Origin of the sequence: Pseudomonas trivialis (assembly GCF_036864995.1) — a bacterium.
Lineage (GTDB): Bacteria > Pseudomonadota > Gammaproteobacteria > Pseudomonadales > Pseudomonadaceae > Aquipseudomonas > Aquipseudomonas trivialis.
In genome coordinates this window covers 4,141,272-4,167,786 of sequence record NZ_CP142151.1, presented here as the reverse complement: position 1 = coordinate 4,167,786, position 26,515 = coordinate 4,141,272, and the positions used below count along the sequence as shown (strand labels likewise).

Sequence of the window (26,515 nt, the reverse complement as noted above, 5' to 3'; positions counted from 1 at the left end):
ATTCGTTTCTGAAGTCATGTTTACGTGACATTTACCGTCATGAATCAAACGCCCAGCGCAACCTGCGCTCATACCCGATCCGCCCCTTGTATGCCTCTCCGCTGTCTACCCACCCCGCCCGCAGGTACAGGCCCATCGCCGCCGTGTTGTCACTGTCCACCGACAACTCCAGTGCCTTGATCTGCGGCCAGGTTTCAATGGCCACAGCAGGCAGCGCCAACAGGCAAGCCTTGCCAAACCCGCGCCCTTGCTGGCGCCGATCCACCTGCAACGCGTGCAGCGTCGCGCTGTGTTCATCGGCCCATTGGGGCAGGCAGGGCGGGCGTTTGAGCAGCAGGAAGGCAACGGGAATCTCGTCGGCCAGCAGGGCAAAGCCCTTCACCCCAGGGCTGGGGTTGACCAGCAGCGTATTGAGGGCGCAGTACATGTCACCGGAAAACGGCAGTTGCTCGGGGTGAACTTCGATGGCGCGCAGTTGCTGTTGTTGCACAGCAGTCAGCGCTTCGTAGGAAACAAGGCGGGTTTGCATAGGAAAACCGAACGGCGCAGTGAGGAAAGCAGTTTAACGCCTTCCCTGATCGCCCAGACAACGAAGATCACTTCAGTCATCCCACGCCCTGTGGCGACCGGGCTTGTTGTGGCGAGCGGGCTTGCCCCGCGTTGGGGTGCGAAGCGCCCCCAATCAAGGAAAACGCGGTGTACCTGATACGGCTCAGCGCCTGGTTTTGGGGCTGCTGCGCAGCCCAACGCAGGACAAGCCTGCTCGCCACCATCACAACGAGCCTGCTGGTCACACGGGAATGCCCTTTGTCTGACAGGGCTCAGTCAAGCATCTGCCCCAGCAACCAACTCCCCGCTGGCCCCGGTGGTCGTTGCCGCGACCATAACGCGTCCATCGCCACCGAGCGCGGCCAGCCACGTACCTTGAGTTCCACCAGGCTGGCATTGCCAAAGCGCTCCACCAGCCAGCGGGGCAGAGGCGCCCAGCCGAAGCCCAACTGCGCCATTTCCATCAGCATCAGGTAACTGGCAGCCGACCATACGCGCCCGGTCGCGCGGTTGTCGTAGGGTTTGACGATGCTCGCCAGGCGCAATTCGCGGTGTTGTTTTAAGTGCTGTGGGTCTACCTGTGCAAGGCTTGCCAGGGCATGCAGCGGTGACACGAACAATGCGGTTTCGGTGCGCTCCTGTACCGGCGAACTGGTCAGATCGGGCGGGTAGACGTCCTGCTGCTCGATAAACGCCATGTGCGCCCGGCCGCTTTGCACCAGGTCGACCAGGTCATCGCATTCGGCGATCAGCCATTCCAGCTCCAGGTCTGGGTAACGTTCGGCAAAGGCGAGGATTGCGGTTTCGAAGCGCGGCGACTGGTAGGTGTCCGACATGGCAATCGTCACCTTCGGCTCCAGGCCCTGTGCCAGCTGGCTCGCTGCCAGTTGCAGGCGGCTGCTGGCCTCCAGCACCTGTTCCGCCCGTTGCAGCAGCACATGCCCGGCCGGGGTCAGCGTGGGCTTGCGGCTGCCGCGGTCGAACAGCACCACATCCAGGTCAATCTCCAGGCTCGCCACCGCCGCGCTGATGGTCGACTGGCTCTTGCCCAGCTTGCGCGCCGCCGCTGAAAAAGAGCCCTGGGTGGCGGCCTGAACAAACGCCTGTAGCACTTCGTGAGAGGCCATGAGGTATCGCCTTGGTCGATGGTTATTGGTTATGAAGTATCGCTGTAGCGGGTGAGCATGGCAACCGTCGTCAATCACGGAGCCGGGCCATGAACCCTACCAAATCGATCACTGAACGTGTTTGCCAGGCCCTCGGTTTCGAGGGCCTGGCCTTGTTGATCTGTACGCCGTTGCTGGTGTGGATCACCGGCAGGCCGGCGCTGGAAATGGGCGCGGTGACCCTGGGCATGAGCGTGTTGGCGCTGACCTGGAACATCATCTTCAACAGCCTGTTCGACCGCCTCACGTTGCGCCTGCAACTCTGCGGCGGCGCCTGGACTCGCGTGCTGCACGCGCTGATGTTCGAAGGCGGGCTGATCATCGTGGCCGTGCCGTTGATTGCAGCGTGGATGAAGATCAGCCTGCTGCAGGCCCTGATGCTCGACATTGGCGTGCTGCTGTTTTTTCTGCCGTACACCTATGTGTATCACTGGGGCTACGACGTGTTGCGCGACAGGTTCCTACAAAAACATGCCACCCGACGCCTCAATGCGTTGCCCGGTGATCCATGCGCTGCCGTCGGCCAGCAGGCTGGCGATGGCGCCGCCGATATCATCCGGTAAGCCGGCGCGGCCCAGGGCGGTGTTGTTGGCGACCATGGCGTTGAGGCCGGCGTTGTCGCGCACGGCGCCGCCGCCGAAGTCGGTTTCAATGGCGCCGGGGGCGAGGATGTTGACGCTGATGCCACGGGCGCCGAGTTCCTTGGCCTGGTAGCGGGTGAGCACTTCCATCGCGCCTTTCATCGCGGCGTAGGCGGCGTAACCTGGCAGGCTGAAGCGCGCCAGGCCGCTGGACACGTTGAGGATGCGTCCGCCGTCGCGGATCAACGGCAACAGCTTCTGCGTCAGAAAAAATGGCCCCTTGAATTGAATCGCCAGCAACTGATCGAACTGCGCTTCGGTGGTCTCGGTAAAGCTTGCGTGAATGCCGATCCCGGCGTTGTTGACCAGAAAATCGAAGTGCTCCTGTGCGAAAACTTCCTTGAGCGCGCGGGCAACGTCGCCAGCGAACGCGTCGAAGGTGGCACTCTGGCCTACATCCAGCTGCAGCATCACCGCGCGGCCGCCCAGTTGCTCGATCTGCGTCACCAAGGCTTGCGCCTCGTCGGCCTTGCTGTGATAGGTGCCGATGATGTCGACGCCCTGCGCTGCCAGGTGCAGGGCGGCGTTTTTGCCCAGGCCACGGCTGGTGCCGGTGATCAATGCGATTTTACGGGTCATGGTGAGTACCTCTGCGTGTGGGTGTGGAATGAGTGTATTTGTCCGACCGTAACGTGATAAACAGCGCTATACCGGAATCACTGGCCGGATAAGGCGAACAATCCATGAACAAGCTTGAACTGCTGCGCACCTTTGTACGGGTCACCGAACTGTCGAGTTTTACCCAGGCGGGCGAACGCCTTGGCCTGCCGCGTTCCACCGTGTCCGAGCATGTGCAGGCGCTGGAGGAATTGCTCGGCGCGCACCTGTTGCAGCGCACCACGCGCAAGGTGCAGGCGACCCAGGATGGCCTTGTGCTGTATGAGCGAAGCAAGGATCTGCTGGCGCACATGGAGGAGCTCGAAGGGCTGTTTCGTCAGGATGAAGCGCAACTGGCGGGACGCATTCGAGTGGACATGCCCAACGTAATGGCGCGAGACCTGATCTTGCCGCGCCTGCCCGACTTCATGCACGCGCACCCGCTGATCGAGCTGGAAATCAGCACCACCGACCGCCAGGTCGATCTGCTCGCCGAAGGGTTCGACTGCGTGCTGCGCGTGGGTGCGCAGCCGGACCAGAGCGTGGTGGCCCGCTGGCTGTGCAGCCTGCCGATGCTTAACTGCGTGAGCGCCACCTACCTGCAACGCTTTGGCACGCCGCACACACTCGCCGATCTGGCCAACCACCATCTGGTGCATTACGTGCGGCCACTGGGCTCACGCTCGGCGGGCTTCGAATATCTGCAGGGCAACAAGGTGCAGCGCCTGCCCATGGCCGGGCGGGTCACGGTCAACAGCACCGATGCCTACAAGTCGGCATGCCTGGGCGGTTTCGGGATTATCCAGGTGCCGGCCCTGGGCCTCGGCGCTGAACTGGCCAGCGGTGAACTGGTGGCGGTTTTGCCGGACTACCCGGCACCGCCGCTGGACGTGTCGCTGTTGTACGCCGGGCAGCGGCATTTACCGTTGCGCGTTCGGGTGTTCATGGACTGGCTGGCCGGCGTGCTGCAAACCCAACTCTAACGCCGCGCCGACAACTGCTGCGGCGCCAGGAACGCGTCGTGGAAATAATCGCGAAACGCCTGCATCGCCGGAGTAAACGCGCGTTCGCGGTGCCAGGCCAGGCCCACGCTCATGGGCGTTACCGGGTCGGTGACGGTCAGGGTTTCGATGCGCTTGCCTTCCAGGGACCAGGGCCGGTGCACCAGGTCGGACAGGATCGCCACGCCGCTGCCATTGGCGACCATGCTGCGCACCGCTTCCACCGAACTGGTGCGCAGCCGCACGTTGGGCGTCTGCCCGGCCTGTTCCCAGTAGCGCATGGCGCTGTGTTCGGCCTCGTCCACGGTGAGCAGGATATAAGGCTCCTGCGCCACGTCCGCCAGGCTCACCGCGCCCCGTTGGCACAACGGATGATGGCTGGGCAGCCACAGGCGGCGTTCGGAGTTGAACAGGATTTCCGAGACGATCGCCGGGTGTGTGAGGTTGGCGGTGAGCACCACGGCCATGTCGAACCCGCCGTCGAGCAGGCCCTGTTCGATGGCCTGGCGCTCCTGTTCGAACACCTCGATGGTCACGTCCGGGTGCCAGTGTTCCATGCGCTGCAAGTGGTGCGGCAAAAAATAGCCCAGCACGGTGTAGCTGGCGGCCACGCGCAGCACGCCGCTGGCGCGGTGGTCCGGCAAGGGGCTGTTCAGCGCGTCGTCGACACTGCGCACGATCACATAGGCGCGGTTGAGAAAGTGCCGGCCTGCGTCGGTGAGGTTCATGCCCTGGGCCGAGCGCATGAACAACTGCACGCCGAGCATGGCTTCCAGCTCCTTGATCGCCGTGGTGACCGCCGATTGGGAGATGTTCAAGTGAATCGCCGCCTGGGAAATCTGGCCGATTTCGGCGGTGGCGACAAAGTAACGGACCTGGCGCAGGGTGAGGGACATCTGCCTCTCCAATACTTGGGGGTATCTGATTTTCAGAAGATGCGCCATCTGATAATAGATCTTCCCAAGGGGTCAAGGGGCAGCCTACTTTCCCTGTATCCCTTTGACGGAGCGCACCCGATGCAGGCAGTGGATTTCAATTCAGACATGGGCGAAGGCTTCGGCCCCTGGACCATCGGCGATGGCGTCGACGCGGAGTTGATGGCCTATATCAGCTCGGCCAATATCGCCACCGGCTTTCACGCCGGCGACCCCGGCACCATGCGCCGCACCGTGGCGCGCGCCAAACAGCTGGGCGTCGCCATCGGTGCGCATCCGGGCTTTCGCGACCTGGTCGGTTTTGGCCGCCGCCATATCAACGCGCCGGCCCAGGAACTGGTGGACGACATGCTCTACCAACTCGGCGCCCTGCGCGAAATTGCCCGGGCCCAGGGCGTGACTCTGCAGCACATCAAGCCCCATGGCGCGCTCTACATGCACCTGGCTCGCGACGAGGACGCCGCGCGGCTGCTGGTACAAAACCTGCAAATCATCCAGCCGACGCTGTTGCTTTACTGCATGCCCAACTCGGTGATCTGGCGTGTCGCCAGGGAGCTGGGGCAGCCGGTGGTGCGCGAGTTCTATGCCGACCGTGAGTACGACCTCAGCGGCTCCATCGTGTTTACCCGCAACGTGCGCGCGCTGGACCCGGCCACCGTGGCGGCGCGGGTGCTGCGCGCATGCCAGAGCGGGTTAGTGCGTACCGTGGAAGGCGAAGACCTGTTCATCGAATTCGATTCCATCTGCCTGCACAGTGACACCCCCGGCGCGCTGGAGCTGGTGGAAGCCACCCGCGAAGCGCTGGACCTCGCCGGTATCGACGTCAGAACCCCCAATAAGATCGAGCCCCTTACTTTTTTGCCTGCCTTTCTACAATGATTCCAAGAGGAACAGACATGGCTGAAACGTCCCCCATCCGCTACAGCTTCGGCGCTGATGAACACCTGTTCGCCGAGGTCAGCGACAGCATGTCCCTGGAAGCCTTCTTCACAGGCATGGCGGTGACCCGCGCGGTGGAGCGCCTGGCGCTGGAAGGCGTGCTGGATATCTGCCTGGCCAACGCCTCGTTCCAGATCCGCTTCGACCCCGACCGCATCGCGCCCCACGTGTTGCTCGACGCCGTGCAAAGCGCCGAAGCCCAGGCGGTAGCAGAGCGCACCCTGCACACGCGCATCATCGAAATTCCGGTGCTCTACAACGACCCCTGGACCCATGAAACCCTGATGCGTTTTCGCGACCGCCACCAGGACCCCAGCGGCACCGACCTGGAATACGCAGCGCGCATCAATGGCCTGGCCGATGTGGACGCGTTCATCCACGCCCACAGCGGTGCGCCGTGGTTTGTGTCGATGGTCGGGTTCGTGGCGGGTTTGCCGTTCATGTTTCAGATGGTCGAGCGCGCGCGGCAGTTGCAGGTGCCCAAGTACCTGCGCCCGCGCACCGACACGCCCAAACTGACCCTGGGCCATGGCGGCTGTTTCGGCTGCATCTACTCGGTGCGCGGCGCCGGCGGTTATCAGATGTTTGGGGTGACCCCGGCACCGATCTACGACCCGGCGCAGCAGTTGGCCTACCTCAAGGAGCACATGGTGTTCTTCCGGCCTGGCGACATCGTGCAGTTCAAGCCGATTGACCGTGATGCCTATGATCTGGCGGTGGCTGAAGTGGACGCCGGGCGCTTCGACCTGCGCATCCGCCCGGTGGAATTTTCCCTCGACGCGTTTCTCGCCGACCCCGTCGGCTACCCGAAAACCCTGCAGGAGGCGCTGGCATGATCAAGGTGCTCAAACCTGGCCTGGCCACCTCCGTGCAGGACCTGGGCCGCGAAGGCTATTATCACCTGGGCATCCCGCCTTCGGGTGCGCTGGACCAATACGCGCTGAGCGCGGCCAACCACCTGGTGGGCAACCCGCTGGGGGCGGCGGGGCTGGAATGCACCTTGATCGGCCCTGAGCTTGAGTTTACGCGGGACGCGTTGGTGGCACTCAGCGGCGCATTGATGTCACCGCGTCTGGACGACGAGGTGGTGCACCAGGACACCGCCTTTGTGGTGCGCGCGGGGCAGGTGCTGCGCTTCGCGTTTCCAGTGGCTGGCGCGCGCACGTACCTGGCCGTGGCGGGCGGCATTGATGTGCCGGTGGTGCTTGGCAGTCGTTCCACTTACACCTTGGGCGCGCTGGGCGGTTTCCAGGGGCGGCGCCTGCAGGAGGGCGATGTGTTGCCGGTCGGCGAGGCAAGCGGCGCCGGTCGTGTCGGCAACAGTCTGCCGATGGCCTTGCGCCGTTCGGTGGGCGGCGACATAACCCTGCGCGTGGTGCCGGGGCTGTATTACGAGCGCTTGACCACGGACGCGAAAAGCAGCTTTTTTGCCGAACCCTGGACGGTGGGCTCCGAGGTCGACCGCATCGGCTATCGCTTCAAGGGCGGCAGCGCGTTGAACTTTCAGCCACGGGAGCAGCCGTTTGGCGCCGGCTCCGATCCGTCGAACATTGTCGACAGTTGTTACCCCATCGGCTCGATCCAGGTGCCTGCGGGGCTGGAGCCGATCGTGCTGCACCGCGATGCGGTGTCGGGTGGTGGCTATGCCATGATCGGCACCGTGATCAGTGCCGACCTGGACTTGATCGGACAGATGCAGCCGAACCAGCGGGCGGGGTTTGTGGCGGTCAGCCTGGAAGAGGCGCTGGAGGCGCGGCGCGTCTACAAGAAGCGCCTCAACATAATGGCCGGGTTATTCACGTCCTGAAAAACACAGAGGCCCTGTGGGAGGGGGCTTGCTCCCGATGGCGGCAGGTCAGCTACCTGAAAACTGGCTGACCCACCGCTATCGGGAGCAAGCCCCTCCCACATGTTGAACAGCGTCGGGTCAGAACAGTTGGGTGAACAGCCAGTACAGGCTGCCCGACAGCAGAATCGCCGCCGGTAAGGTCAGCACCCACGCCATCAGCAGGTTACGGATGGTGCGCATCTGTAACCCCCCGCCATTGGCCACCATCGTGCCCGCCACGCCCGATGACAACACGTGGGTGGTCGACACCGGCAATCCATACATATCCGCCGCGCCGATGGTCAGCATCGCGACCATTTCCGCCGATGCGCCCTGGGCGTAAGTCAGGTGGGTCTTGCCGATCTTTTCGCCCACCGTCACCACGATGCGCTTCCAGCCAACCATGGTGCCCAGCCCCAGCGCGATGGCCACGGCGATTTTTACCCACAGCGGAATAAAGCGGGTGGAGTTGTCGAGTTGCTGTTTGAACAGTTGCAGCTTGTCCTGGGTGTCGGCATCGAAGTTGCCGACCTTGTCCTTGTCCATCAGGCGAATGGTTTCGCTGGTCAGGTACATGTCGTTACGCACGTTGCCTACCGCTTCGGCGGGAACTTTGGCGAGGGAGCCGTAGCCTTTTACTTCGTCACCGATGTGGCCGGTGAGGGCGGCCAGCGCCGGCACCAGCTCCGCCGTGGCCTCCTTGGTGCGCACGTAGGTGGAGAGGATCGGGCGCGGGTCTGCGAGCAATGGCTGCGGTGCGCTTTTCACCAGCGCCACTTGGGTCACCTCGGCCACTGCCGCGAACTGCAACGACTGCTCGGCGGGCATGGCGCGGTTGAGGGCATAGGCCATCGGCAGGGTGCCGACCAGGATCAACATGATCAAGCCCATGCCCTTTTGCCCGTCGTTGGAGCCGTGGGCAAACGACACGCCGGTGCAGGTGACGATCAGCATGCCGCGAATCCACCACGGCGGCGGGGCGTCGCCCTTGGGCGCCTTGTACAGCGCGCGATTCTTGACGAAAGCGCGCAGGGCCAGCAACAGCAGCGCGGCAAAGCCGAAGCCGATCAATGGCGAAAGCAACAGCGCATAACCGATCTTGATCGCCTGGCCCCAATCCACGCCGCTGGTGCCGTCACGCCCGTGCATCAAGGCATTCGCCACGCCGACGCCGATGATCGAGCCGATCAGGGTGTGGGAAGAGGAGGCCGGCAAACCCAGCCACCAGGTGCCGAGGTTCCACAGGATCGCCGCGATCAGCAGGGCGAAGATCATCGCAAAACCGGCCGAGGAACCCACCTGCAGAATCAGCTCGACCGGCAACAGGGCGATGATGCCGAACGCCACCGCGCCGCTGGAAAGCAACACGCCGAGAAAGTTGAAGAACCCCGACCACACCACCGCAAAGTGCGGCGGCAGCGAGTTGGTGTAAATCACCGTCGCAACCGCGTTGGCGGTGTCGTGGAAGCCGTTGACGAACTCGAAACCCAGCGCAATCAACAACGCCACACCCAGCAGCAGGAACGGCGTCCAGGTGGTGACAACGGCGCCCATTTCCTTCATGTCGTGCATCAGGCTGTAGGCGGTGAACAACAGGCCCATGGCAAGCACGGCGAAGAACATGATCACGGTGATCAGGCCGGGTTTTTTGTCCAGTCGGGGCTTGGGGTCGGTGTGTGAAGCGGTGGTGGAGGCAGTCATTGAAGGGGTGGCCATGCCGGAGCATCCTGTGTGAGGAAGGATGTCGCCCATGATCATTACAAAATGTTACAGAGATACTGCAACAGGTCAGTGTTCCTGCGAATGAAATTGCCACTTGTCCAGAACTCACCGCCAAACCCATGTGGGAGGGGCTTGCTCCCGATAGCGGTGGGTCAGGCACTTATGTGTCACTGACCCACCGCTATCGGGAGCAAGCCCCTCCCACAGTTGATTGCATTGCAATCAGTAGTCCTTGCGTTTGCGAAAAGCCCATCGCCCGGCGATCAAGGTGAAGGTGGCCACCAGCGCCACCAGGATCCAGAAGCCTTCCGGGTCCTGGGAGAGCGGTACGCCGCCCACGTTCATGCCGAAGAAACCGGCGATGATGTTGATCGGCAACGCCAGCACTGTGACCACGGTCAGGGTGAACAACGTGCGGTTGCTCTGCTCGTTGAGATTGGCGGCGATTTCTTCCTGCAACAACTTGATGCGTTCGCCCAGGGCCGTGAGGTCATTGATGATCAGCGCGAACTCCTCGGTGGATTTGCGCAACTCCTTCACGTCTTCCTTTTGCAGCCATTGCGGCGGGCGGTTGAGCAGGCGCAGCAGCGAGCCCGGTTCCAGCGCCAGCAGGCGTTGCAGTCGCACCAGCACGCGGCGCGCGGCACCGAGTTCGGCGCGGTTGGTGGCCAGTTGCGAGGACAGCAACTGGTCTTCGATATGGTCGACGCTGATGCTGGTCTTGCGCACGATCTGCGTCAGCACTTCGCCCTGGTCGCGCAGCAAATGCACCAGCAGCGCCAGCGGCGAGCGAAAGCCCTCACCGGCCTTCACCGAGGAACGCAACTTGTCCACCGAATGCAACGGTTGCAGGCGCGCGCTCACCAGCAGGCGGCTGCGGGCGCATACCCACAAGGTGGAAATGTCTGACGACACCAGGCTGCTGAAGTTGAACACCACGTCGTTGACCACCGCCAGCAAGGCCGAGTCCACATGTTCGATACGCGTGGAGCGCGAGCCTTCGTGCAGGGCTTCGAAGAACTCCTCGGGCAAGTCCAGGTGCGCCTGCATCCAGCGTTCGCACGCGGCGTGGGCCAGGTTCAGGTGCAGCCACAAAAACTCGTCCGGGTCGGCCGGTTGTTGCAGGGCCTGGAGAGCGGTGGCGGAATCGATCTGTTCGCCCTTTTCACCGGGGCGAAAACGGAAACCGTAAAGCAGGCCAAACAGATCGGGATCCTGGTGGCTGTGGTCAATGCTGTGGTTCATGGAGTCTCGCAGGGAAAGCGCCTGTAGGACGTTTCACAGGTTCGCATGCGCGAATCATTGCAAGGCTGGATGACGATTTTGTGACGCTTTGAAAACTTGCTCAGCGCGTCGTCAGCATGAAGGTGAAGCACGTCCCCGAATGCTCGCAGGTCGATACCTCCAGATCCCCGCCGTGGGCGTCGGCAATCTGCTTGACGATATACAAACCCAGGCCCAGGCCTGCTTGCGGGGTGTCGGTGACGGGGCGCGCGTAGGGCTCGAACAGGCGAGGCAAGGCCTGCCGGCTGATCTGCCCGGAATTTTTTACCGTGAGCGTGAACAAACCATGCTCGACCTTCGCCGTGACCTCCACCGGTCCCTCATGGCGCCCGTGATGGATGGCGTTGGCCACCAGGTTCGACAGTAACTGCGCCAGGCGTTCGCGGTCGCCGTGGACGCCACGCAGGTCGCCGATATCGGCGCGAATCACCCGCGTGGCGTGCACGCTCTGCACTTCGGATACCACGTGTTGCAGGGCGCTTTGCAACCCTTCGCAATCGCTCAGGTGCAGCGGAATGCCGCTGCCCATGCGGCCACGGGCGAAATCCAGCACGTCCTCGACCAACTGTGCGGCACGCCGGCCGCTGGTGAGAATGTGCCGCACCAGCGGGTCGGTGGCGGGCGATGAATGCTTGCGCAGCAGGCGTTCGGCGCTGAAGTTGATGGCGAACAAGGGGTTGCGCAGGTCATGGCCCAGCACCGCGATAAACTGCTCGCGCAGCTCTGCGGTGCCACGTTCTTCGTGCAGTTGCGCTTCGGTATGTTGCAGTGTTTCTTCGGCTTCGATCTGCAGCGACAGCACCCGCGCGAACGATTCCATGGTGGATTGGATCGTGCTGCTGCGCAGGTTGGCAGGGTTGGGGTCGAGGGCGCAGATGGTGCCGAAAAAACGCCCGTCGGTGCGGAACACCGGCACTGAAATATAGCTTTCAAACTGGTAGATACGCGGCGTGTGGTGGTCTTGATAAAGCGGGTCTTCGCTGGCCTTGTCGATCACCACGGACACATGGGAGCCGCGGATTTCGTGGCAGATGGTGGTGGTCAGGTCCAGCTCGCCGCCGACCCCGAGGCCGAACTCCAGGTGGTCGAGCACGGCGCAGGCGGTCCAGGTGTCGTCGGTGACTCTGGCCACTGCAGCAAAGCGCAGGCCGGTCATGTCGCTGATGACCTGAAGCATCGCGGGCACGGCGCTGATCCGGCCAATGGTAGCGATGTCGGCAGCTTTTTGTTCCATGCAGCAGCCTCTGTGCGCAGCGTGAGGGGCGTGGTTCCCTGCCCGATGCGGGGGATTTTAACGACCTTGGGTCTAGTAGGGGTAATTTCATTCAATAAAGTAGGAATTTTCCTGCGCCCATAAAAAAACCGCGCCACACGAAGGTGGCGCGGTTTTTCAAGGATTCAACTCAAGTGTCTTGCTTGTTTTCCAATACCGCACCGGTCTTGGCGTCGAGCTTTACTTCAAAGCGCTTGCCGGTGGTGTCGGTCAGGTCCACTTCGTAGACATACTGGTTGGCGACGCCATGTTTGGTGTCCAGCTCAGTGTCGGTGATCGAAGCCCCAGGGTGAGTTGCCACCGCTGCTGCGTTGAGCTTGTCGAAAGGCATCACGGCGCCCGACTTGACCAGGCCTTCAATGTGATCCGGACGAACATCCGCCTGAGCCAGACCGGCGGTCAGGGTCAGGGCGGTGGCAGCGAACAGGGCAGTCAAAGTTTTCATGGTGTGTCCTCTTGGGTGAACTGTTTAAGTGGCGCCAGATTAACCAGCGCAACTTAATTCATCCTTAATGGCGCACTGACACCAATGCCTCAGTATTTATAGTCGTTGAGCAGGTCCTGCACGCTGGACGACGGCCAGCGCTTGTAGAACTTCAGCAGTTCGGCCGCGCGGTTGGTGAAAATGCCATCGACGCCTGCGTTCATCACTTTTTCGAAATCCACCGGCTCATCGACGGTGTAGACGTGCACCAGCAGGCCTTTGTCGTGGGTCAGCTTGTTCATTTCCGGTTTGACCAGGTCGGTGTAGCTCTGGTCACCGTGATGGGTCAGCTCGGCCGAAGGGCCGGTGCCAATGGCGCCAAGGTCCTTGGCCTGATCGACCCATTTTTCGAACTCGGCGGCGTCTTTCGGCTCTTGCTTGGCGTAGTAGGCGGCCTTGGTCGGCTCGCCGGATTCGGCGAAGGTCTGTTTGGATTTCGGCTCGATGCTGCCTTCACCCACCCACAGCAGTAGAATCTTCGGTGTGTTCGGCATTTCCTTTTGCAGCTCTTTGAGGCTCGACACCTCGAAGGTTTGCAGCACCACGCGGCCCTTGCCCTGGCCGACGCCAGTGTTGCTCTTGCCCAGCTTGGAACCGGCGGAACTCAGCCAGCCCTTGTCCAGCAGCTTGGTTTTGAGGTCGGCTTCGATGCCCGGGAATTGCTTGGGCTCCTTGGTCTCGATGTACAGGCCGGGTTTGTGCTGAGGGTTGCCTTCGGCGATCTTGATGATGTCGTCAAGGCTCTGGATTTTCAGGCCGACGAAGCCCGGGCGGGCGCGGTCCGGGTAAGCGGCGTTGAACCAGCTGCCGGCGTCGAGGGTTTGCAGTTCTTTCCAGGTGAACTCGTTGGCCGGCGCGTCTTTGCGCTCGGGGAACTTGGTGGCCACGTCGGTGGTGCGCTGCAGGTTATTGTCGTGCAGGGCGAACAGCACGCCGTCCTTGCTGCGCTGCAGGTCCATTTCCAGGTAGTCGGCGCCCAGGTCGCGCGCGACCTTATAAGCCGCAGCGGTGGATTCGGGGGCATCGTAGGACGCACCACGGTGGGCGATGACGGCCGGGTAGGGGATGCCTTCGTTTGTCGCCAACTCGGCCGGGCTGATCGAGTCGGCTGCCTGCGCCTGGTCAAGACCGAGCATCAGTGCGAGCAGCAAAGCGCTCTTGGAAAACGTGACAGGCATAAGCGAAGTCCTTTCGTGGAGGTAACTTGAGAAGGCTTCCTTTTTAACAAGTGATTGTGAACGGCGCTATCACCAAACCGACATTAACGTGCGCGGGGGGTGTTTTATGGTCTTTCTTAACCCGGTGAAGATCAAATTGTGGGAGGGAGCAAGCCCCCTCCCACAGATGTATGCATTTCAGACTGAAAAGGCGTAAGACCTTTCGACCTTGCACACGCGCGTATGAAAGGCCGAATACCAGCTGGCGCGCCCTTGCTCGCGTACCTGCGTGTGCTCGGCGTTTTGCTTCCACGCCAGAATCGCCGCTTCGCTGCGCCAGTACGAAACCGTAATCCCCAGCCCGTCCTCGCGCGCCGATTCCACGCCCAGGAACCCCGGTTGTTCGCGGGCCAGTTCCAGCATGCGCAGGGCTGCCTGGCCGTAACCCTGGTCCCCCTCGTTGCGCAGCGAGCTGAAGATCACCGCGTAGTAGGGCGGCGCGGGTGTGTTGGCGATCATGCCGAAAGCGCCTGGCAGGCACTGAGCAGTGCCATCGCCAGGGGCGGCGTGGTGCCCTTGAGGGCCGCGCGTTCAGGCTGGAACAGCGTAGCGACGAAGAACGGGTGGTTCAGCAGCTCGACGGCGCGCGGCTCGCCGGCGGCGTCGTGGCCGCTGGCAATCAGATCGCCTTCCAGCAATGCACTTTCGAAGGAGGGGTTAATGCCATAGCGGCAGCGGTAGCCTTCTTCGATACCCAGTTGGCCGTAGGCATCGGCGATGCGGGTGTTGGGGACCAAACGTATCGTGTCGATCGCCTCCACCAACGCGCAGCCAAGCGGCGCGATCACCGCACGCTGGGCATCCGGCGCCAGTTCACCGTGTTCGGCATCGGTCCAGCCCAGTACATGGCGGGCATATTCGAGCACTGCGTGCTGAAAACCGCCGCAGGTGCCGAGGAAAGGGCGCCGCTGTTCGAGGGCAAAACGCACCGCGCGCAAGGCGCCTTGCGTGTCGCGGTAGGGGCTGGCGGGCACGCACCAGAACCCGTTGAAACCCTGCAACAGCGCCGTGGAGGTGAGTGTGTCGGTAGCGAGCCACTTGACGTGCACCGTCAGGCCCAGGGTTTGCGCGGCCTGTTGCAGCGCGAGCGGGATCGCCTGGTGCGCGATCACATCCGGGTTGTAGTCGCCGATCAGGGCAATGTGCAGAGCGGTGGTTTTCATCAGAGGCATCCCATGGCTTGTTGTGTCCTGATGCGCACTATAGATTGGCGCTCACGCAATCAAAATTGGCGTTTGCCCACATGTTCAATGCAGCCACGCACTATCAAATTGACTACACCGACCTGTCCCTTATCCTGGCGCTGGTGCGCGGCGGCAGCTTGGCGCGGGCGGCGGCGTTGTTGCGGGTGGATGTGTCCACGGTGTTCCGCGCGGTGCGGCGGCTGGAGGCGGCACTGGGGCAGACCCTGTTTGAAAAAAGCCGCGCCGGTTACCTGCCCACCGGCCTGGCGAGCAACCTGGCGCAACAGGCCGAACGTGCCGAGCAGGCCCTGGAAGCGGCGCGCATCGGAGTGGAACAGGGCGGCGAGGTGATCAGCGGCACGGTGCGCCTGACCTGCACCGACTCCGTGCTGCAAAGCCTGCTGCTGCCGGCACTGGCGCAGTTCATGCCGGCTTACCCGGCGCTGACGCTGGAGCTGAGCACGTCGAATGACTTTGCCAACCTCAGCCGCCGCGATGCCGACATTGCCCTGCGCCTGACCCGGACGCCGCCGCAGCACCTGGTAGGACGCAACCTGGGCAGCGTGGCGTATCGGGTGTGTGCCAGCGCCGATTATGCGCGCCGGCACGCGGGCCGCGCGTTGGCCGAGCTGGACTGGATCGCGCCGGATGATTTCCTGCCCGATCACCCCACCGTGGCCTGGCGCCGTGAACACCTGCCGGGTGTGCGCCTCAGCTACCGCTGCAACAGCATGCTCTCGGTGACCGAACTGGTGCGGGCCGGGCTTGGGGTGGCGGCCTTGCCGGACTTTTTACTGGACGCGCAACTGCAACCCCTGGGCCCTGCGCTGGCGGGGCACGATACCGCGCTGTGGCTGCTGACACGCCCGGATTGCCGGGCGTTGCGTTCGGTGGTGACGCTGTTTGAGCAGTTGGGGCAGCACGTGCCCGGAGCGAGGCCCAATTGAGGTATGCGGACTCGGATGTGCAGCAATTCCCAATGTGAGAGCAAGTTCAAATGTGGGAGGGAGCAAGCCCCCTCCCACATTAGGCACCATTTGGCATTGGCACCGTTTGGCAGATCAAGCAGGCTCAGTTGCTGACCCGCTCACCGGCAAACGCACTCACCGCCTGCACCGCCTCGCTGGTGCCCTGGCGAATTTGCAGGATCACCGTGCCGGCGCGGTTGGCCAGGTCCACGCCGAGGGCTGCGCGGTCGCGGGTGCCGTCCATGCTGTCGATGGCCTGGCGGGTCTCTTCCTGGATCATTGCGATCATGCCGGAAATTTCCGTGGTGGAGCCGCTGGTGCGGGCCGCCAGTTGCCGTACTTCATCGGCCACCACCGCAAAGCCGCGGCCCTGTTCGCCGGCCCGTGCCGCCTCGATGGCCGCGTTGAGGGCCAGCAGGTTGGTCTGATCCGCAATCCCGCGAATGGTGTTGACGATGGCGGTGATCTGCTGCGAACGCTCGCCCAGTTTGGCGATCAGTTGCGACGAACCGTCGATGTCTGCGGCGATTTCGCGCATGCCACTGGCCGATTGCTGAATCACCTCGGCGCCTTTTTCCGCGATGTCGCGGGTGCTGACGGAGATGTGATACGCCTGCGCCGCACTCGCGGCGTCGGCGGCATGTTGTTGCACGCGGGCGGTGATGTCGGAAGCGAACTTCACCACTTTGCACAGGCGCCCGCTGGCGTCGTACACCGGGTTGTAGTTGGCCTCGAGCCACACGCTCTGGCCGTTTTTGTCGATTCGCTCGAACTGGCCGCTGAACAGTTCGCCCTGGTTAAGGCGCTTCCAGAAATCGGCATAGGCCGCGCTGTTGGCTGATTCCTGCGTGCAGAACAGGCGGTGATGCTTGCCCTGAATCTGCGCCAGGCTGTAGCCCATGCGCGCCAGGAAATTCTCGTTGGCAGTGATGATGGTGCCGTCGAGGTTGAACTCGATCACCGCCATGGCGCGGCCGATGGCTTCGAGTTTGGCGTTGGCCTCGCTTTCGGCCTGCAAGCGTGGGGTCACGTCCAGGGCGTACTTCACCACTTTGATCACAGTGCCCGCGTCGTCGCGCACCGGGTTGTAGCTGGCTTCCAGCCACACCGACTGGCCATTGCTGCTCAGCCGCTCAACGGTGCCGGACTGAAACTGGCCATTGCGCAGTTGGGTCCACAGCTGGCTGTATTGCGCGCTGCGGGCAAATTCGGGGGTGCAGAACAGGCGGTGCGACTGGCCGATGACTTGCTCGGCGCGGTAGCCCATGGTTTGCAGAAAATTGTCATTGGCGCGCAACACGGTGCCTTGCAGGTCGAATTCGATCACGGCCATGGAGCGCTCGATGGCGTCGAGCAGGCTGGATTGCTGGGCAAGGGTGTGTTGCAGGGCGGTGATGGTTTTTTTGTAGGCGTTGAATAGCATGTGCAGTGCTCGGACAAGCAACGTCGGGAGTTATCCATGGATTGGCGCTTGCCCCGTTTGGCGCTTGGCCTACGGCGGACGTGCTCATTGTCGACTTCCTGATGCCGACAGAAGGTGGAACGGGCTTATGAGTGATCAGCCTGACAACTAGTTCGCCCCAGGGGCAGGACCTTTTTTGGGCAGGTGACCGATGGTGGCATTATGCTGTCGCCGTGGCGCGATGAAAGAAGATTCTGACGAGGTGTCGTACGACGACTTCAGGCGAAATGGGCAATCACTTGGTCGCTGACTTTGACCCGGTTGCGTCCGGTGCCCTTGGCGTCGTACAGCGCGCGGTCCGCCGCATTCAGCCACATCGAGGCATCGCTGAAGAAGGGCTGGAAATCCGCCAGGCCGATGCTCAGGCTGACCCTTAATTCGGGAATCTGCGGATGACGGTAATTGCTGAAGGTCTCGCGCATGCGTTCCATGATCTGCGCGGCTTCAGCCAACGGCATTTGCGGAAGAATCACACAGAACTCATCGCCGCCGTAACGCCCGGCCAGGTCCTTTTCCCGCAGCTTGCGTCGCAGTTCCAGGCTCAGCTCGCGCAGCACCGTATCGCCGACGATGTGGCCGTGGGTGTCATTGATCTGCTTGAAGTGGTCGATATCGATCAGCGCAATGGTGGCGTGGCTGCGCTGCTGCTGGCACTCGTGGAACTTGAGGTGCAGCAGGTCTTTCCAGGAGCCATGGTTGAGCAGGTCGGTGAGGCTGTCGGTGCGGCTCAGGGCGCCGAGCGCGCGTTTGTGTTCCGACAGTTTGATCGCCAATTGGTAACAGACCATGCCGATGGCCATGGGGTAGAGCGTCAGCATCGGCAGGCAGCTGTAGACCTGCAGCCGGCTGACATCGGGGTTCAAGCGCACACCGAACAGCGCCCATGCTACGGCGATGCCGACGCCCTGGGCCGGAAGGCCGCGCAGGAACAGGCGTTTGCCGCCGGCGGCGACATTGTTCATGGTGATCATCGACAGGATGGTCACGGTGGTCAGCGGCGTGAATTGCACGGCGGCGACCCAGAAGCCGCCGAACACCGAATCGTACAGAAAGTTGCGTTGTTCGGCCTGGTAGGGAAATTGCGAACGGGTCGACAACTGGTACGCCGCGTGCCCCCATATGAATCCGTTGAACAGCAGAAACGCCCACACCCAACCCGGCATGGCCAGCGGGTATAACGCACCGGTGACACTGATGCTGCCGACACCCAGGCCGATGATCCTTGGCTGGTAGATACGCCTGGCAAATGAAAGTCCTTTGCCTCGTCTGTTTTCCATAAATTCCTGGCCCAGCTGATTTTTTACAGGTACGGCGGTGCGCGTTCGCTGGATCAACCGTTGATCGGATAATGCCGGAGAATATTGTCAGTTATTCGTAAAGGAATAATCAGTGTCCTTGGAGGCCATTTGCGCAAACCCGTTTACGAATGCGTCAAAAGCGACCTTGGATGTCGCTTATGCGATAGCGCCTGCGGGGTGAGCAGGGCGCACTTCGTAGCCCGCGAGGAACAGGTCGATGGCTGACTCGATCACGCGGGCCTGTTCGGCCGCTTCCAGGGTGGGTTGGCCGAGGGTGATCTGCGGCCAGAACGCGAAGGCCTTGAGCAGGCTTTGGATCTGGTGCGCGGCGAACGCCGGGTCGGTGCAACTGAGCCGGCCATCGTCCCGGGCCGCGCGCACCCATTGGGTAAAGCCTTCTTCGCGCGAGCTCAAGCGGTTGACCATATCCTGTGCGCGCTCCGGCGAGTGGATGGTGGCGGCGATGGCCACGCGTGCCAGGTCGAGGAAGTTGGCGTCCGACATCATCTGCATCTTGGCGGCGAGCAAGCCGCGCAGTTGCTCACGCAACGGGCGGTCGCCGGCGTAGCTGACGTCGAGTTGCGCGACGCTGCTGGCCCAGAGTTGATGGAGGATCTCGGCGAACAGCTCCTCTTTGCTGGGGAAGTGGTTGTACACCGTACGCTTGGAGACTCCGGCGGTGGCGGCAATCCTGTCCATGCTGGTGACCTCGAACCCATTGGCGCGAAACTCGGCAATGGCCGCCGCCACAATGGCTTCGCGCTTGCGGTCGGTGAGGCGTTGGGGGGCAGTCATGGCGGGCGATTGGCTCCGAGAGAAATTACACTCGGCAGTTTACTTGCTCCGGGTTTTGTTGCAATCTTGAAACTACACTGTGCAGTGTAATTTTCCCGCAGTTCGCAGGAGCTTTGTTGTAATGGCCACCACCTCATCCCAAGACACCGCGCCTGCCGAGCAGGCACAGGGGCAGTTCAGCAACGGCACCCGGGTGCCCCACGGCGGGTTTGGCAAAACCCTGGGCATCTTCTGGAAGATGCTGTTCCACAAACCGCGCAACACACGGCCGGTGAGGGAGATCCCGGTGCAACCCTTGACGCGTGAGCAACTGCTGGCCGCGCCCGACCACAGCGTGTTTCGCCTGGGACACTCCACCGTGTTGCTGAAAATGCGCGGCAAGTTCTGGCTCACCGACCCGGTGTTTGCCGAGCGCGCATCGCCTTTCAGTTGGGCCGGGCCCAAGCGGTTTCATCAGCCGCCCATCAGCCTTGCCGCGCTGCCGCCACTGGAGGCGGTGATTCTGTCCCACAACCATTACGATCATCTGGACCGCAAAGCCGTCATCCAACTGGCCGACAAGACCCGTTACTTTCTGGCACCGCTCGGCGTGGGCGACACGTTGGTTAAATGGGGAGTGGACGCCAGCAAAGTGCGACAACTCGACTGGTGGGAAGGGACGGAGGTGGAGGGCATTCGTTTCGTGGCCACGCCCGCCCAGCACTTTTCCGGGCGCGGGCTGTTTGATAGCAACCAGACCCTGTGGTGTTCGTGGGTGATGATCGATGCTGCGCGGCGCATTTTCTTCAGTGGCGACACCGGCTATTTCGACGGCTTCAAACGCATCGGCGAGCAGTACGGCCCGTTCGACCTGACGCTGATGGAAACCGGCGCCTATAACGTCGACTGGCCCCACGTGCACATGCAACCGGAGCAAACCCTGCAGGCCCACATCGACCTCAGGGGCCGCTGGCTGCTGCCGATTCACAACGGCACATTCGATCTGGCGTTCCACGCCTGGCACGAACCTTTCGACCGCATCATGGCCCTGGCCTGGGAGCGCAACGTGTCGATTACCACGCCGCCAATGGGGCAGGCGTTCAGCCTGAATCAACCGGAACGCGGGCACGCGTGGTGGCTGGAGGTGGAGACTCAAGGTGCGCAGGCGCGCGTCTCAAGCTGAGGCGACGGACACCTTCGGAAAATGATTTTTCACGGTGTTTCAGCGTTGCCACAAGCGGCAGGGGAGTGCGACCTGATCACGGCACGGCCATGAAGGGTGTGCTATCCGGCTCACTTTGTGGCTGGGGCGATGCGATGATCTTCTGTTTTGCCCAAGTGATATTCCAGAGCCTTTGCCCGCAAACCCGACTGCACCGCCTGCGCCTGCGGGAAGTGCGGCGCTACGGTGACCAGATACTGGGAAGGCGGCAGCCGCCATGCTGACAGCACGGCATTCCTGGCCTGGGCCGCGCGCTACCATGGCAGCAACCACAGCCTGTGCAGTGCGTGTCGGCATGAACGCTGGTTGAAACCGCTGAAGTGTACGGTTATTTGATTGGATACTACGCACCATTCGGTTGAGGGGTTGATGAGTCAATTGATGACACTGTTGAACCCATGAACCTCGAGAGGATGCCTGGGGCGGCCGGCTCGGGCGCGGCGGTATCAAACCGGCGCACACTCATCCCCCACCCCGGCGCAAACCCCGGGAAGAACACCAGGCCTTCAGCCTCCAACCGAAACGCCAGCGCCAGGCGGACCTCATCGTCCACCTGCGCGCGGCTTTCAAACTGTTGCACCGACACCACCGAAACCCCGGCCTGGCGGGCCAGGTCTTCGTGGCTCCATCCCAGCATGGCACGGGCCTGTACGCTGTGTTTGGCGGTGAATTGGTGCAGGACGATCTGCTGGTCTACGAACGAGCTCATTGCCAGAGAGGACATTGGGGTTTCTCCAGGATTCGACGGGAAGGCAAACTATACTGGTTTTTTGTACAGTTGTTTGCGCCGTTCATCTACTGGGCAAATGTGCCGTGTGCACGCGCTACTGCTTAAAGCGTCTGCAGCCCCGGCGCTTCCCGAATAATCAGATGATCCAGGTTCTCGATATTCGCGCTGAACACCCCGAACGTCTGCTCGGGGTTCTTTTTGCTCGGCACCTGTTTCAGCTCCGGCGTCACGCCGTAGAAGAAGCAATACAACGCCTGCTCACTGCTCGCCGCCGCTTTGATCTGTTCCAGGAACGCCGTGCGCTTGCGGTAGTTCTCGATGAGTTTTTTGCTCAGGTACACGTTGACCGAATATGGCTTTTTGTCGAGCCACACCTTCTTTTCGAAGTCGATGCGAAAGCTGCTGGTGTAGTCCTTGATGGCCTTGATCTTGCCCCAGTAGATCAGGCCCTTGTTGTCCTGCAGGTATTCGATCTTCTTGAAAAAAGTCCAATAGGTCGCGGTGTGCTCGCCAATCTTCAGCGGCATCGCCTTGAGCCGGTCCTTGTCGTCGATGTTCGACACGTAACATTCCACCGGGTGGGCGAACACGCTGGTCTTGTCCGGGGTGGTGTCGCTTGAACTCACGGGCAGGCTGACGCGGCTGGCGGACGGGTTCGCAGGCTCAGGCAAGGCCTGCCCCTCGCTGCCGGCAACTGTCGTTTTGCGCGGGTAGCTGCGACGGGTCAACACAAATTCCGAGGGGAAATTATCCTCGCGCGCGTCGTCGCTTTCTCCGCTCGCGGCCTTGTGCAGGCTGGCATAGCGACAGCCGTCGATATGCTGGGTGCCGGTCCTGTTCTTGAAGTGAGGCGTGCGCAGGTAGTTGACGTTTTTCGCGTTGAATGTGGCCAGCGTATTGCCCGCCTCGAACGCAGCCCGGCATGCATCGTTGGGGCACAGGAAGCTGTCCTTGTCGGAATCGTAGGCGGCGGTTTCGTCGAAATTCAGGTCTCGCACGTCGTAGATCGACAGCTTGTCATCGAGACTCAGGCTATAGGCCGTATCGAACTTCATGGGGCTCGGGTCCGTGAGAGGGATAGCCCGATACTACGCAACTATCAGACTGACGCAGAGCAAAAATGTGGGAGGCTCCGCCAAGTCTTCGACTTAACGCTGTCGCGCAGAAAACTGGAGCCTATGTGGCGAGCGGGCTTGCCCCGCGTTGGGGTGCGCAGCGCCCCCAATCAAGGGAAACATGGTGTAACTGACGCTGCCCGGAGCACGGTTTTGGGGCTGCTGCGCAGCCCAACGCAGGACAAGCCTGCTCGCCACAGGAATGTGGCTGCCTGGAATTTCAGGTTTTAAATCAAAAAGTTATTTTGTGTTTGATAAGAGCTGTCGAGCCCCGCGAGGCAGCGATGATATCGCCTGGGTCCACCGCCAACCCCCACCTCGCGCATCAACGCGGCAACCGCGGCCGCCGCTTCTTCTTTGCATGAAAATGCCGAAAATGCGCATCCTGCGCCGCCGCCAGCAACTCCCGATCCCCGCGCGTGTCGCCCCAGGCCCTGAGCCGATAGGCCCCCAGGTCTCCATACACTGCTTCAAGGCGCAGCACCTTGTTCTCACAACGGCAATTATTGCCCGTGAGCTTGCCGGTCAGCACGCCGTCCACCACCTCAAGCTCGGTCCCGATCAAGCGGATCCCCAGCCGATCGGCAAACGGCTGCAACACCAACGCCGGTGACGCCGAACACAGCGTCACCACCGCCCCCGACCCCAACTCCTGCTCCACCGACAACACACCCGCCGGGCGCATCAAGCGTGCCCAATTGCGCTGGCAATACTCCTCGGCCTTGCGCTGCACCCACGTCTTCTCCACCCCGGCCATAAAGGTGCGGATCAACTGCGCCTTCAACTCATCCCGACTGATCTGCCGCACCAGAAAACGCAGCCCCGGCACCGCCAGCTTCACGATGCGGCCATAGAACGCGCCCGTGCCGAAAGCGAACTTGAGAAAGGGCACGAAACTGTCGTGGTGGGTGAGGGTGCCGTCGAAGTCAAAGACAGAGAGTACTTTGGCGTCAGCGGGGCCGGCTTCGAGCATGTCTGGGTTCACGGGTTGGCCTCGGTCCTATCGAATATGTTTGAAGGTGCATCAGGTGTGACCGCAGGAGTTTACTCCCGTGCCAATCTTCCGACTTTGGCGTAAAGCGCTTCAGTGAAAGCATCCCGGTCGCTCGACCGGTGACAACGCTGATGGCAATTGGGGCACAAGGCTACAGCATTGGAGATGCGATCCGAACCCTTCTGGGCGAGGTGCTTGACGTGATGTACTTCAAGAAATGGCTGGCCTTATAGATAGTCCATTTGTTCCAGTCGTTCACGCGCCTTGTCCAACGCAGCTTGTTGCTCGCATAACTGCCAGCGCAGGTTGATAAGCTGTTCTTTCTGCTGTGCGATCGTTAGCCCCGTGGAGTTATCCAGTAGCTGTTGCGCATGCTGTTGGATCCTTTCAATGTTGTAGACGACAAGGCCTACTCCACGCTTTGCAGAAAGTTTGTCTGCTTTGGCTAGATGTTGGGCTTTCAGCACGATGCCGCTTGCAATCAAACTACCGCCGGCTGCCGCAATGGTATAGCTGACAAGCGCGGCGGCCAGCTTAAGGTTGGTAAAGTATTTAGCTACTTCGACGTTAGCGGCGGCTTCTTGCAAACTATAGGACAGGTATCCACCCGCGATGGCCAGGATAAAACCTATGATGCAGAGGACAAACGGTTTCCTGAAGACAAACCCACCGAGAAACATCCAGGTGGCCAGTCCGATTGCGGTGATTATGATCAGGGTGGAGTAAAGCATTTCCATTTGCTGAATCGACCTTCTAAATTCTATTTGCAAAAAAAGAGCCGCTCAATGGGCAGCTCTTTTGATGGTTCTAACTTCAATCCCAGCTCAGCGCGCCGCCGGTCTGGTACTCGATCACGCGGGTTTCGAAGAAGTTTTTCTCTTTCTTCAAATCCATGATTTCGCTCATCCACGGGAACGGGTTGGTGGTGCCTGGATACTCTTCTTTAAGCCCAATCTGCGACAGACGACGGTTTGCAATGAACTTGAGGTAGTCCTCCATCATTGCCGCATTCATGCCGAGTACACCGCGCGGCATGGTGTCGCGAGCATATTCAATCTCCAGTTGCGTCCCCTGCAGAATCATCTGGGTCGCTTCTTCCTTCATCTCGGCATCCCACAGGTGCGGGTTTTCGATTTTGATCTGGTTGATCACGTCGATACCGAAGTTCAGGTGCATCGACTCGTCACGCAGGATGTACTGGAACTGTTCCGCCACGCCGGTCATTTTGTTGCGGCGGCCCATGGAGAGGATCTGGGTGAAGCCGCAGTAGAAGAAGATGCCTTCCAATACGCAGTAGTAGGCAACCAGGTTGCGCAGCAGCTCTTTGTCGGTGTCGACGGTGCCGGTTTCGAACTTCGGATCGGAGATCGAACGGGTGTACTTCAAACCCCAGGCGGCCTTTTTGGCGACCGATGGAATCTCGTGGTACATGTTGAAGATTTCACCTTCATCCATGGCCAACGATTCAATGCAGTACTGATACGCGTGGGTGTGGATCGCTTCTTCAAAGGCCTGGCGCAGGATGTACTGGCGGCATTCCGGGTTGGTGATCAGGCGGTACACGGCCAGCACCAGGTTGTTGGCGACCAGCGAATCGGCGGTGGAGAAGAAGCCGAGGTTGCGCATGACGATGCGGCGTTCGTCGTCGGTGAGACCTTCGGGTGTTTTCCACAGGGCGATGTCGGCGGTCATGTTGACCTCTTGCGGCATCCAGTGGTTGGCGCAGCCGTCGAGGTACTTTTGCCAGGCCCAGTCGTATTTGAAAGGCACGAGCTGGTTGAGGTCGGCGCGGCAGTTGATCATGCGCTTTTCGTCGACAGCGACGCGGGCGGCGGAGCCTTCGAGTTCGGCGAGGCCTTCGGCGACGTCTAGTTTGTCCAGCGCTGCCTTGGCGCGCACGATGGCGGCGGAGTCACTGGCGGTGACGGCGCGGGCTTCGATGGCGGCTGCGGCGCCGGCACCGTCGAGGCGGTCCATGTTGGCTTCGGTGGCGTGGCCGGCATTGGCGCCTTTGGTGGCGACTTCGCCGTCTTCTTCTTTGTCGAATTCGTCCCAGCTCAGCATGACGTGTCGTCTCCTGCGTGAGGGCGCAAAGGTGCCCGTGTGAAACCGGATGGTTGGGTGTTCACACGGCCCTCGGGCCGCGGTGGATCTTAAGGAATCGTTTGTTGCAACAGCTCGCGCAGGCAAAAAACGGAATGGGCTAACGGGTGCTGCGTGAGGCTTGAGGGGCGCAGGTGCAGGTGCTTGCCCTGGCGATGCCTCAGGTCTGGCTCTTCGTCCCTGTGTAAAGGGATATTGCAGGCCCGATTTACCCGCGCATTATAGGGAAAAATTCGGCTTTGTGTTGTGGCGGATGGTCACGGTGGGGGCGCAGGCAGGCGGGTATTTGGGCTAAGGCGAGGATTTACAGGGGGTTAGCGAGGCTGGAAATTTTTGAGGGGTGGTGGGGGTGTTTGTTGATGCCGGGGGTAGGGCATTTGGCGAAGATTGTGGTGGTGTGTCGACTATCGCCTTCGCGAGCAAGCCCGCTCCCACAATGGGATTGGTGGCAGCTCCTGAATCGTGTTCCAAGTCAGAAGAGGCTCTTGGCCGCAAGAGCGCTGTCCTGCGGCGAGCAAGAATCCGCTTATCCGTTGGAGCAACCGCCGCCCATCACGTGGTACTTGAGAATATGCCGCTGACCCTGGGAATCGTCATATTCCATTTGCACCGGTACCACGCGACATACGTCGGGAACGTTGCTCATGTGCACCACCTTGGCGACATCGAGGTGGGTGCTGTAGCTGTAATCTTCAACAATCGGCGCGTCGCGGCCGGCCAGTTCGGTGGGGGCCTCGTCGGCCAGGGCGGCGGTGGCGCACAGGCTGCTGAGGGTCATGATCAATAAAACTTTCATCGGGTCTGTCTACCTTTTTCAGGGCGAGAGGGGTCACGAGGCCCTTGTGAGGCCACGCGTGTCACTTGAGAGTTGGGAAGTTCGGATTAACGTGGCCTTGGTGGGGGCTGTTGCGTTGTTAATCGCGGTGCCTTGTTGGCGGAGTTGATTTTAGGCGTGCGGGCGTTGTTCATATACCCGTGCTTTTGATAAACACTTTTGGTGGTTTTTGTAACAATCGGCCGATCAAGGTT

Annotated in this window: 27 protein-coding genes and 1 pseudogene; 7 read left to right on the top strand and 21 right to left on the bottom strand. The window is 61.4% G+C overall.

The features are described 5' to 3' along the window. Window positions 1-37: 37 nt before the first annotated feature. Window positions 38-529 carry a GNAT family N-acetyltransferase gene (locus tag VRB54_RS18235; RefSeq protein WP_338478274.1) on the bottom strand — a complete coding sequence of 164 codons (492 nt, stop codon included), beginning with the start codon at window positions 527-529 and terminating at the stop codon, window positions 38-40. A 292-nt stretch (window positions 530-821) separates the two neighbouring features. Next, window positions 822-1,676 (bottom strand): LysR family transcriptional regulator, encoded by an 855-nt coding sequence (locus VRB54_RS18230; protein WP_338478273.1) that lies wholly within the window; start codon window positions 1,674-1,676, stop codon window positions 822-824. 89 nt (window positions 1,677-1,765) lie between these two features. Here VRB54_RS18230 and VRB54_RS18225 point away from each other — a divergent pair, with 89 nt between their 5' ends. After that, window positions 1,766-2,278: a multidrug/biocide efflux PACE transporter gene (locus VRB54_RS18225; RefSeq protein WP_338478272.1), complete on the top strand. Its 513-nt coding sequence runs from the start codon at window positions 1,766-1,768 to the stop codon at window positions 2,276-2,278. Here VRB54_RS18225 and VRB54_RS18220 read toward each other — a convergent pair. Further along, window positions 2,177-2,935, bottom strand: coding sequence for an SDR family NAD(P)-dependent oxidoreductase (locus VRB54_RS18220; protein ID WP_338478271.1), 759 nt, complete (start codon window positions 2,933-2,935; stop codon window positions 2,177-2,179). The genes VRB54_RS18225 and VRB54_RS18220 overlap by 102 nt on opposite strands. Before the next feature lie 104 nt (window positions 2,936-3,039). On the opposite strand from VRB54_RS18220, the gene VRB54_RS18215 reads away from it, so the two are divergent. Beyond that, window positions 3,040-3,936 carry a LysR family transcriptional regulator gene (locus tag VRB54_RS18215; protein ID WP_338478270.1) on the top strand — a complete coding sequence of 299 codons (897 nt, stop codon included), beginning with the start codon at window positions 3,040-3,042 and terminating at the stop codon, window positions 3,934-3,936. On the opposite strand, the gene VRB54_RS18210 is transcribed toward VRB54_RS18215, so the two are convergent. Continuing rightward, on the bottom strand, window positions 3,933-4,850 hold the full coding sequence (locus VRB54_RS18210) for a LysR family transcriptional regulator (RefSeq protein WP_338478269.1): 918 nt from the start codon (window positions 4,848-4,850) through the stop codon (window positions 3,933-3,935). The two genes, VRB54_RS18215 and VRB54_RS18210, sit on opposite strands and share 4 nt — an antisense overlap. Window positions 4,851-4,970: 120 nt before the next feature. Between VRB54_RS18210 and VRB54_RS18205 the strand changes: the two genes are divergently transcribed. The 3 genes from VRB54_RS18205 to VRB54_RS18195 are packed head-to-tail and all read left to right on the top strand — an operon-like array spanning window position 4,971 to window position 7,635. Further along, the gene (locus tag VRB54_RS18205) at window positions 4,971-5,768 is read left to right on the top strand and encodes a 5-oxoprolinase subunit PxpA (RefSeq protein WP_338478268.1); all 798 of its coding nucleotides are present in this window, start codon (window positions 4,971-4,973) and stop codon (window positions 5,766-5,768) included. A 17-nt stretch (window positions 5,769-5,785) separates the two neighbouring features. Beyond that, on the top strand, window positions 5,786-6,664 hold the full coding sequence (locus tag VRB54_RS18200; RefSeq protein WP_338478267.1) for an allophanate hydrolase subunit 1: 879 nt from the start codon (window positions 5,786-5,788) through the stop codon (window positions 6,662-6,664). Next, window positions 6,661-7,635, top strand: coding sequence for a biotin-dependent carboxyltransferase family protein (locus tag VRB54_RS18195; protein ID WP_338478266.1), 975 nt, complete (start codon window positions 6,661-6,663; stop codon window positions 7,633-7,635). Before VRB54_RS18200 ends, VRB54_RS18195 begins: the two co-directional genes overlap by 4 nt. Before the next feature lie 120 nt (window positions 7,636-7,755). Here the strand turns inward: VRB54_RS18195 and VRB54_RS18190 are convergent, their stop codons facing one another. The 7 genes from VRB54_RS18190 to VRB54_RS18160 all read right to left on the bottom strand — a co-directional run bounded on the left by VRB54_RS18190 (window position 7,756) and on the right by VRB54_RS18160 (window position 14,799). Then, a complete protein-coding gene (locus VRB54_RS18190; protein ID WP_338478265.1) occupies window positions 7,756-9,372 on the bottom strand; it encodes an inorganic phosphate transporter in 1,617 nt (538 codons plus the stop codon). A gap of 228 nt (window positions 9,373-9,600) precedes the next feature. After that, window positions 9,601-10,623, bottom strand: coding sequence for a transporter (locus VRB54_RS18185; protein ID WP_057007087.1), 1,023 nt, complete (start codon window positions 10,621-10,623; stop codon window positions 9,601-9,603). A gap of 100 nt (window positions 10,624-10,723) precedes the next feature. After that, window positions 10,724-11,896: a GAF domain-containing sensor histidine kinase gene (locus VRB54_RS18180; protein ID WP_338478264.1), complete on the bottom strand. Its 1,173-nt coding sequence runs from the start codon at window positions 11,894-11,896 to the stop codon at window positions 10,724-10,726. Window positions 11,897-12,065: 169 nt separating this feature from the next. Beyond that, a complete protein-coding gene (locus VRB54_RS18175; RefSeq protein ID WP_057007085.1) occupies window positions 12,066-12,380 on the bottom strand; it encodes a PepSY domain-containing protein in 315 nt (104 codons plus the stop codon). Between the two features lie 89 nt (window positions 12,381-12,469). Continuing rightward, complete coding sequence (locus tag VRB54_RS18170; protein WP_338478263.1) at window positions 12,470-13,597, bottom strand: glycerophosphodiester phosphodiesterase family protein; 1,128 nt, start codon at window positions 13,595-13,597, stop codon at window positions 12,470-12,472. A 177-nt stretch (window positions 13,598-13,774) separates the two neighbouring features. Next, entirely contained in the window at window positions 13,775-14,095 is a 321-nt protein-coding gene (locus tag VRB54_RS18165) for an antibiotic biosynthesis monooxygenase (protein WP_338478262.1), read from the bottom strand. Beyond that, window positions 14,092-14,799, bottom strand: a complete 708-nt coding sequence (locus tag VRB54_RS18160) for a CTP synthase C-terminal region-related (seleno)protein (RefSeq protein ID WP_338478261.1) — start codon at window positions 14,797-14,799, stop codon at window positions 14,092-14,094. The genes VRB54_RS18165 and VRB54_RS18160 overlap by 4 nt, the downstream gene beginning before the upstream one ends. Window positions 14,800-14,879: 80 nt before the next feature. Between VRB54_RS18160 and VRB54_RS18155 the strand changes: the two genes are divergently transcribed. After that, window positions 14,880-15,767, top strand: a complete 888-nt coding sequence (locus tag VRB54_RS18155; protein WP_338478260.1) for a LysR family transcriptional regulator — start codon at window positions 14,880-14,882, stop codon at window positions 15,765-15,767. 124 nt (window positions 15,768-15,891) lie between these two features. Here VRB54_RS18155 and VRB54_RS18150 read toward each other — a convergent pair whose 3' ends face one another. The 3 genes from VRB54_RS18150 to VRB54_RS18140 form a co-directional block, all read right to left on the bottom strand. Further along, window positions 15,892-17,211 (bottom strand): PAS domain-containing methyl-accepting chemotaxis protein, encoded by a 1,320-nt coding sequence (locus tag VRB54_RS18150; protein WP_338478259.1) that lies wholly within the window; start codon window positions 17,209-17,211, stop codon window positions 15,892-15,894. Window positions 17,212-17,468: 257 nt separating this feature from the next. After that, window positions 17,469-18,527, bottom strand: a complete 1,059-nt coding sequence (locus VRB54_RS18145) for a diguanylate cyclase (protein WP_338478258.1) — start codon at window positions 18,525-18,527, stop codon at window positions 17,469-17,471. 177 nt (window positions 18,528-18,704) lie between these two features. Continuing rightward, window positions 18,705-19,343 (bottom strand): TetR/AcrR family transcriptional regulator, encoded by a 639-nt coding sequence (locus VRB54_RS18140; protein WP_338478257.1) that lies wholly within the window; start codon window positions 19,341-19,343, stop codon window positions 18,705-18,707. 121 nt (window positions 19,344-19,464) lie between these two features. Between VRB54_RS18140 and VRB54_RS18135 the strand changes: the two genes are divergently transcribed. Then, window positions 19,465-20,505, top strand: coding sequence for an MBL fold metallo-hydrolase (locus tag VRB54_RS18135; RefSeq protein ID WP_338478256.1), 1,041 nt, complete (start codon window positions 19,465-19,467; stop codon window positions 20,503-20,505). Window positions 20,506-20,887: 382 nt separating this feature from the next. Here VRB54_RS18135 and VRB54_RS18130 read toward each other — a convergent pair whose 3' ends face one another. From VRB54_RS18130 to VRB54_RS18100, 7 genes and pseudogenes are all read right to left on the bottom strand, one after another. Beyond that, entirely contained in the window at window positions 20,888-21,268 is a 381-nt protein-coding gene (locus VRB54_RS18130; protein WP_338478255.1) for a helix-turn-helix transcriptional regulator, read from the bottom strand. A 107-nt stretch (window positions 21,269-21,375) separates the two neighbouring features. After that, on the bottom strand, window positions 21,376-22,329 hold the full coding sequence (locus tag VRB54_RS18125) for a hypothetical protein (protein ID WP_338478254.1): 954 nt from the start codon (window positions 22,327-22,329) through the stop codon (window positions 21,376-21,378). 385 nt (window positions 22,330-22,714) lie between these two features. Continuing rightward, a complete protein-coding gene (locus tag VRB54_RS18120; RefSeq protein ID WP_338478253.1) occupies window positions 22,715-23,362 on the bottom strand; it encodes an HAD-IB family hydrolase in 648 nt (215 codons plus the stop codon). Window positions 23,363-23,433: 71 nt separating this feature from the next. Beyond that, window positions 23,434-23,610: pseudogene (locus tag VRB54_RS18115) on the bottom strand (HNH endonuclease); the annotation flags it as partial. Next, entirely contained in the window at window positions 23,611-24,120 is a 510-nt protein-coding gene (locus VRB54_RS18110; protein ID WP_338478252.1) for a hypothetical protein, read from the bottom strand. It abuts the pseudogene before it with no gap. A gap of 76 nt (window positions 24,121-24,196) precedes the next feature. After that, window positions 24,197-25,447, bottom strand: a complete 1,251-nt coding sequence (locus VRB54_RS18105) for a ribonucleotide-diphosphate reductase subunit beta (RefSeq protein WP_209984029.1) — start codon at window positions 25,445-25,447, stop codon at window positions 24,197-24,199. A 565-nt stretch (window positions 25,448-26,012) separates the two neighbouring features. Then, window positions 26,013-26,282, bottom strand: a complete 270-nt coding sequence (locus VRB54_RS18100) for a DUF2790 domain-containing protein (RefSeq protein WP_338478251.1) — start codon at window positions 26,280-26,282, stop codon at window positions 26,013-26,015. Window positions 26,283-26,515: the final 233 nt, after the last annotated feature.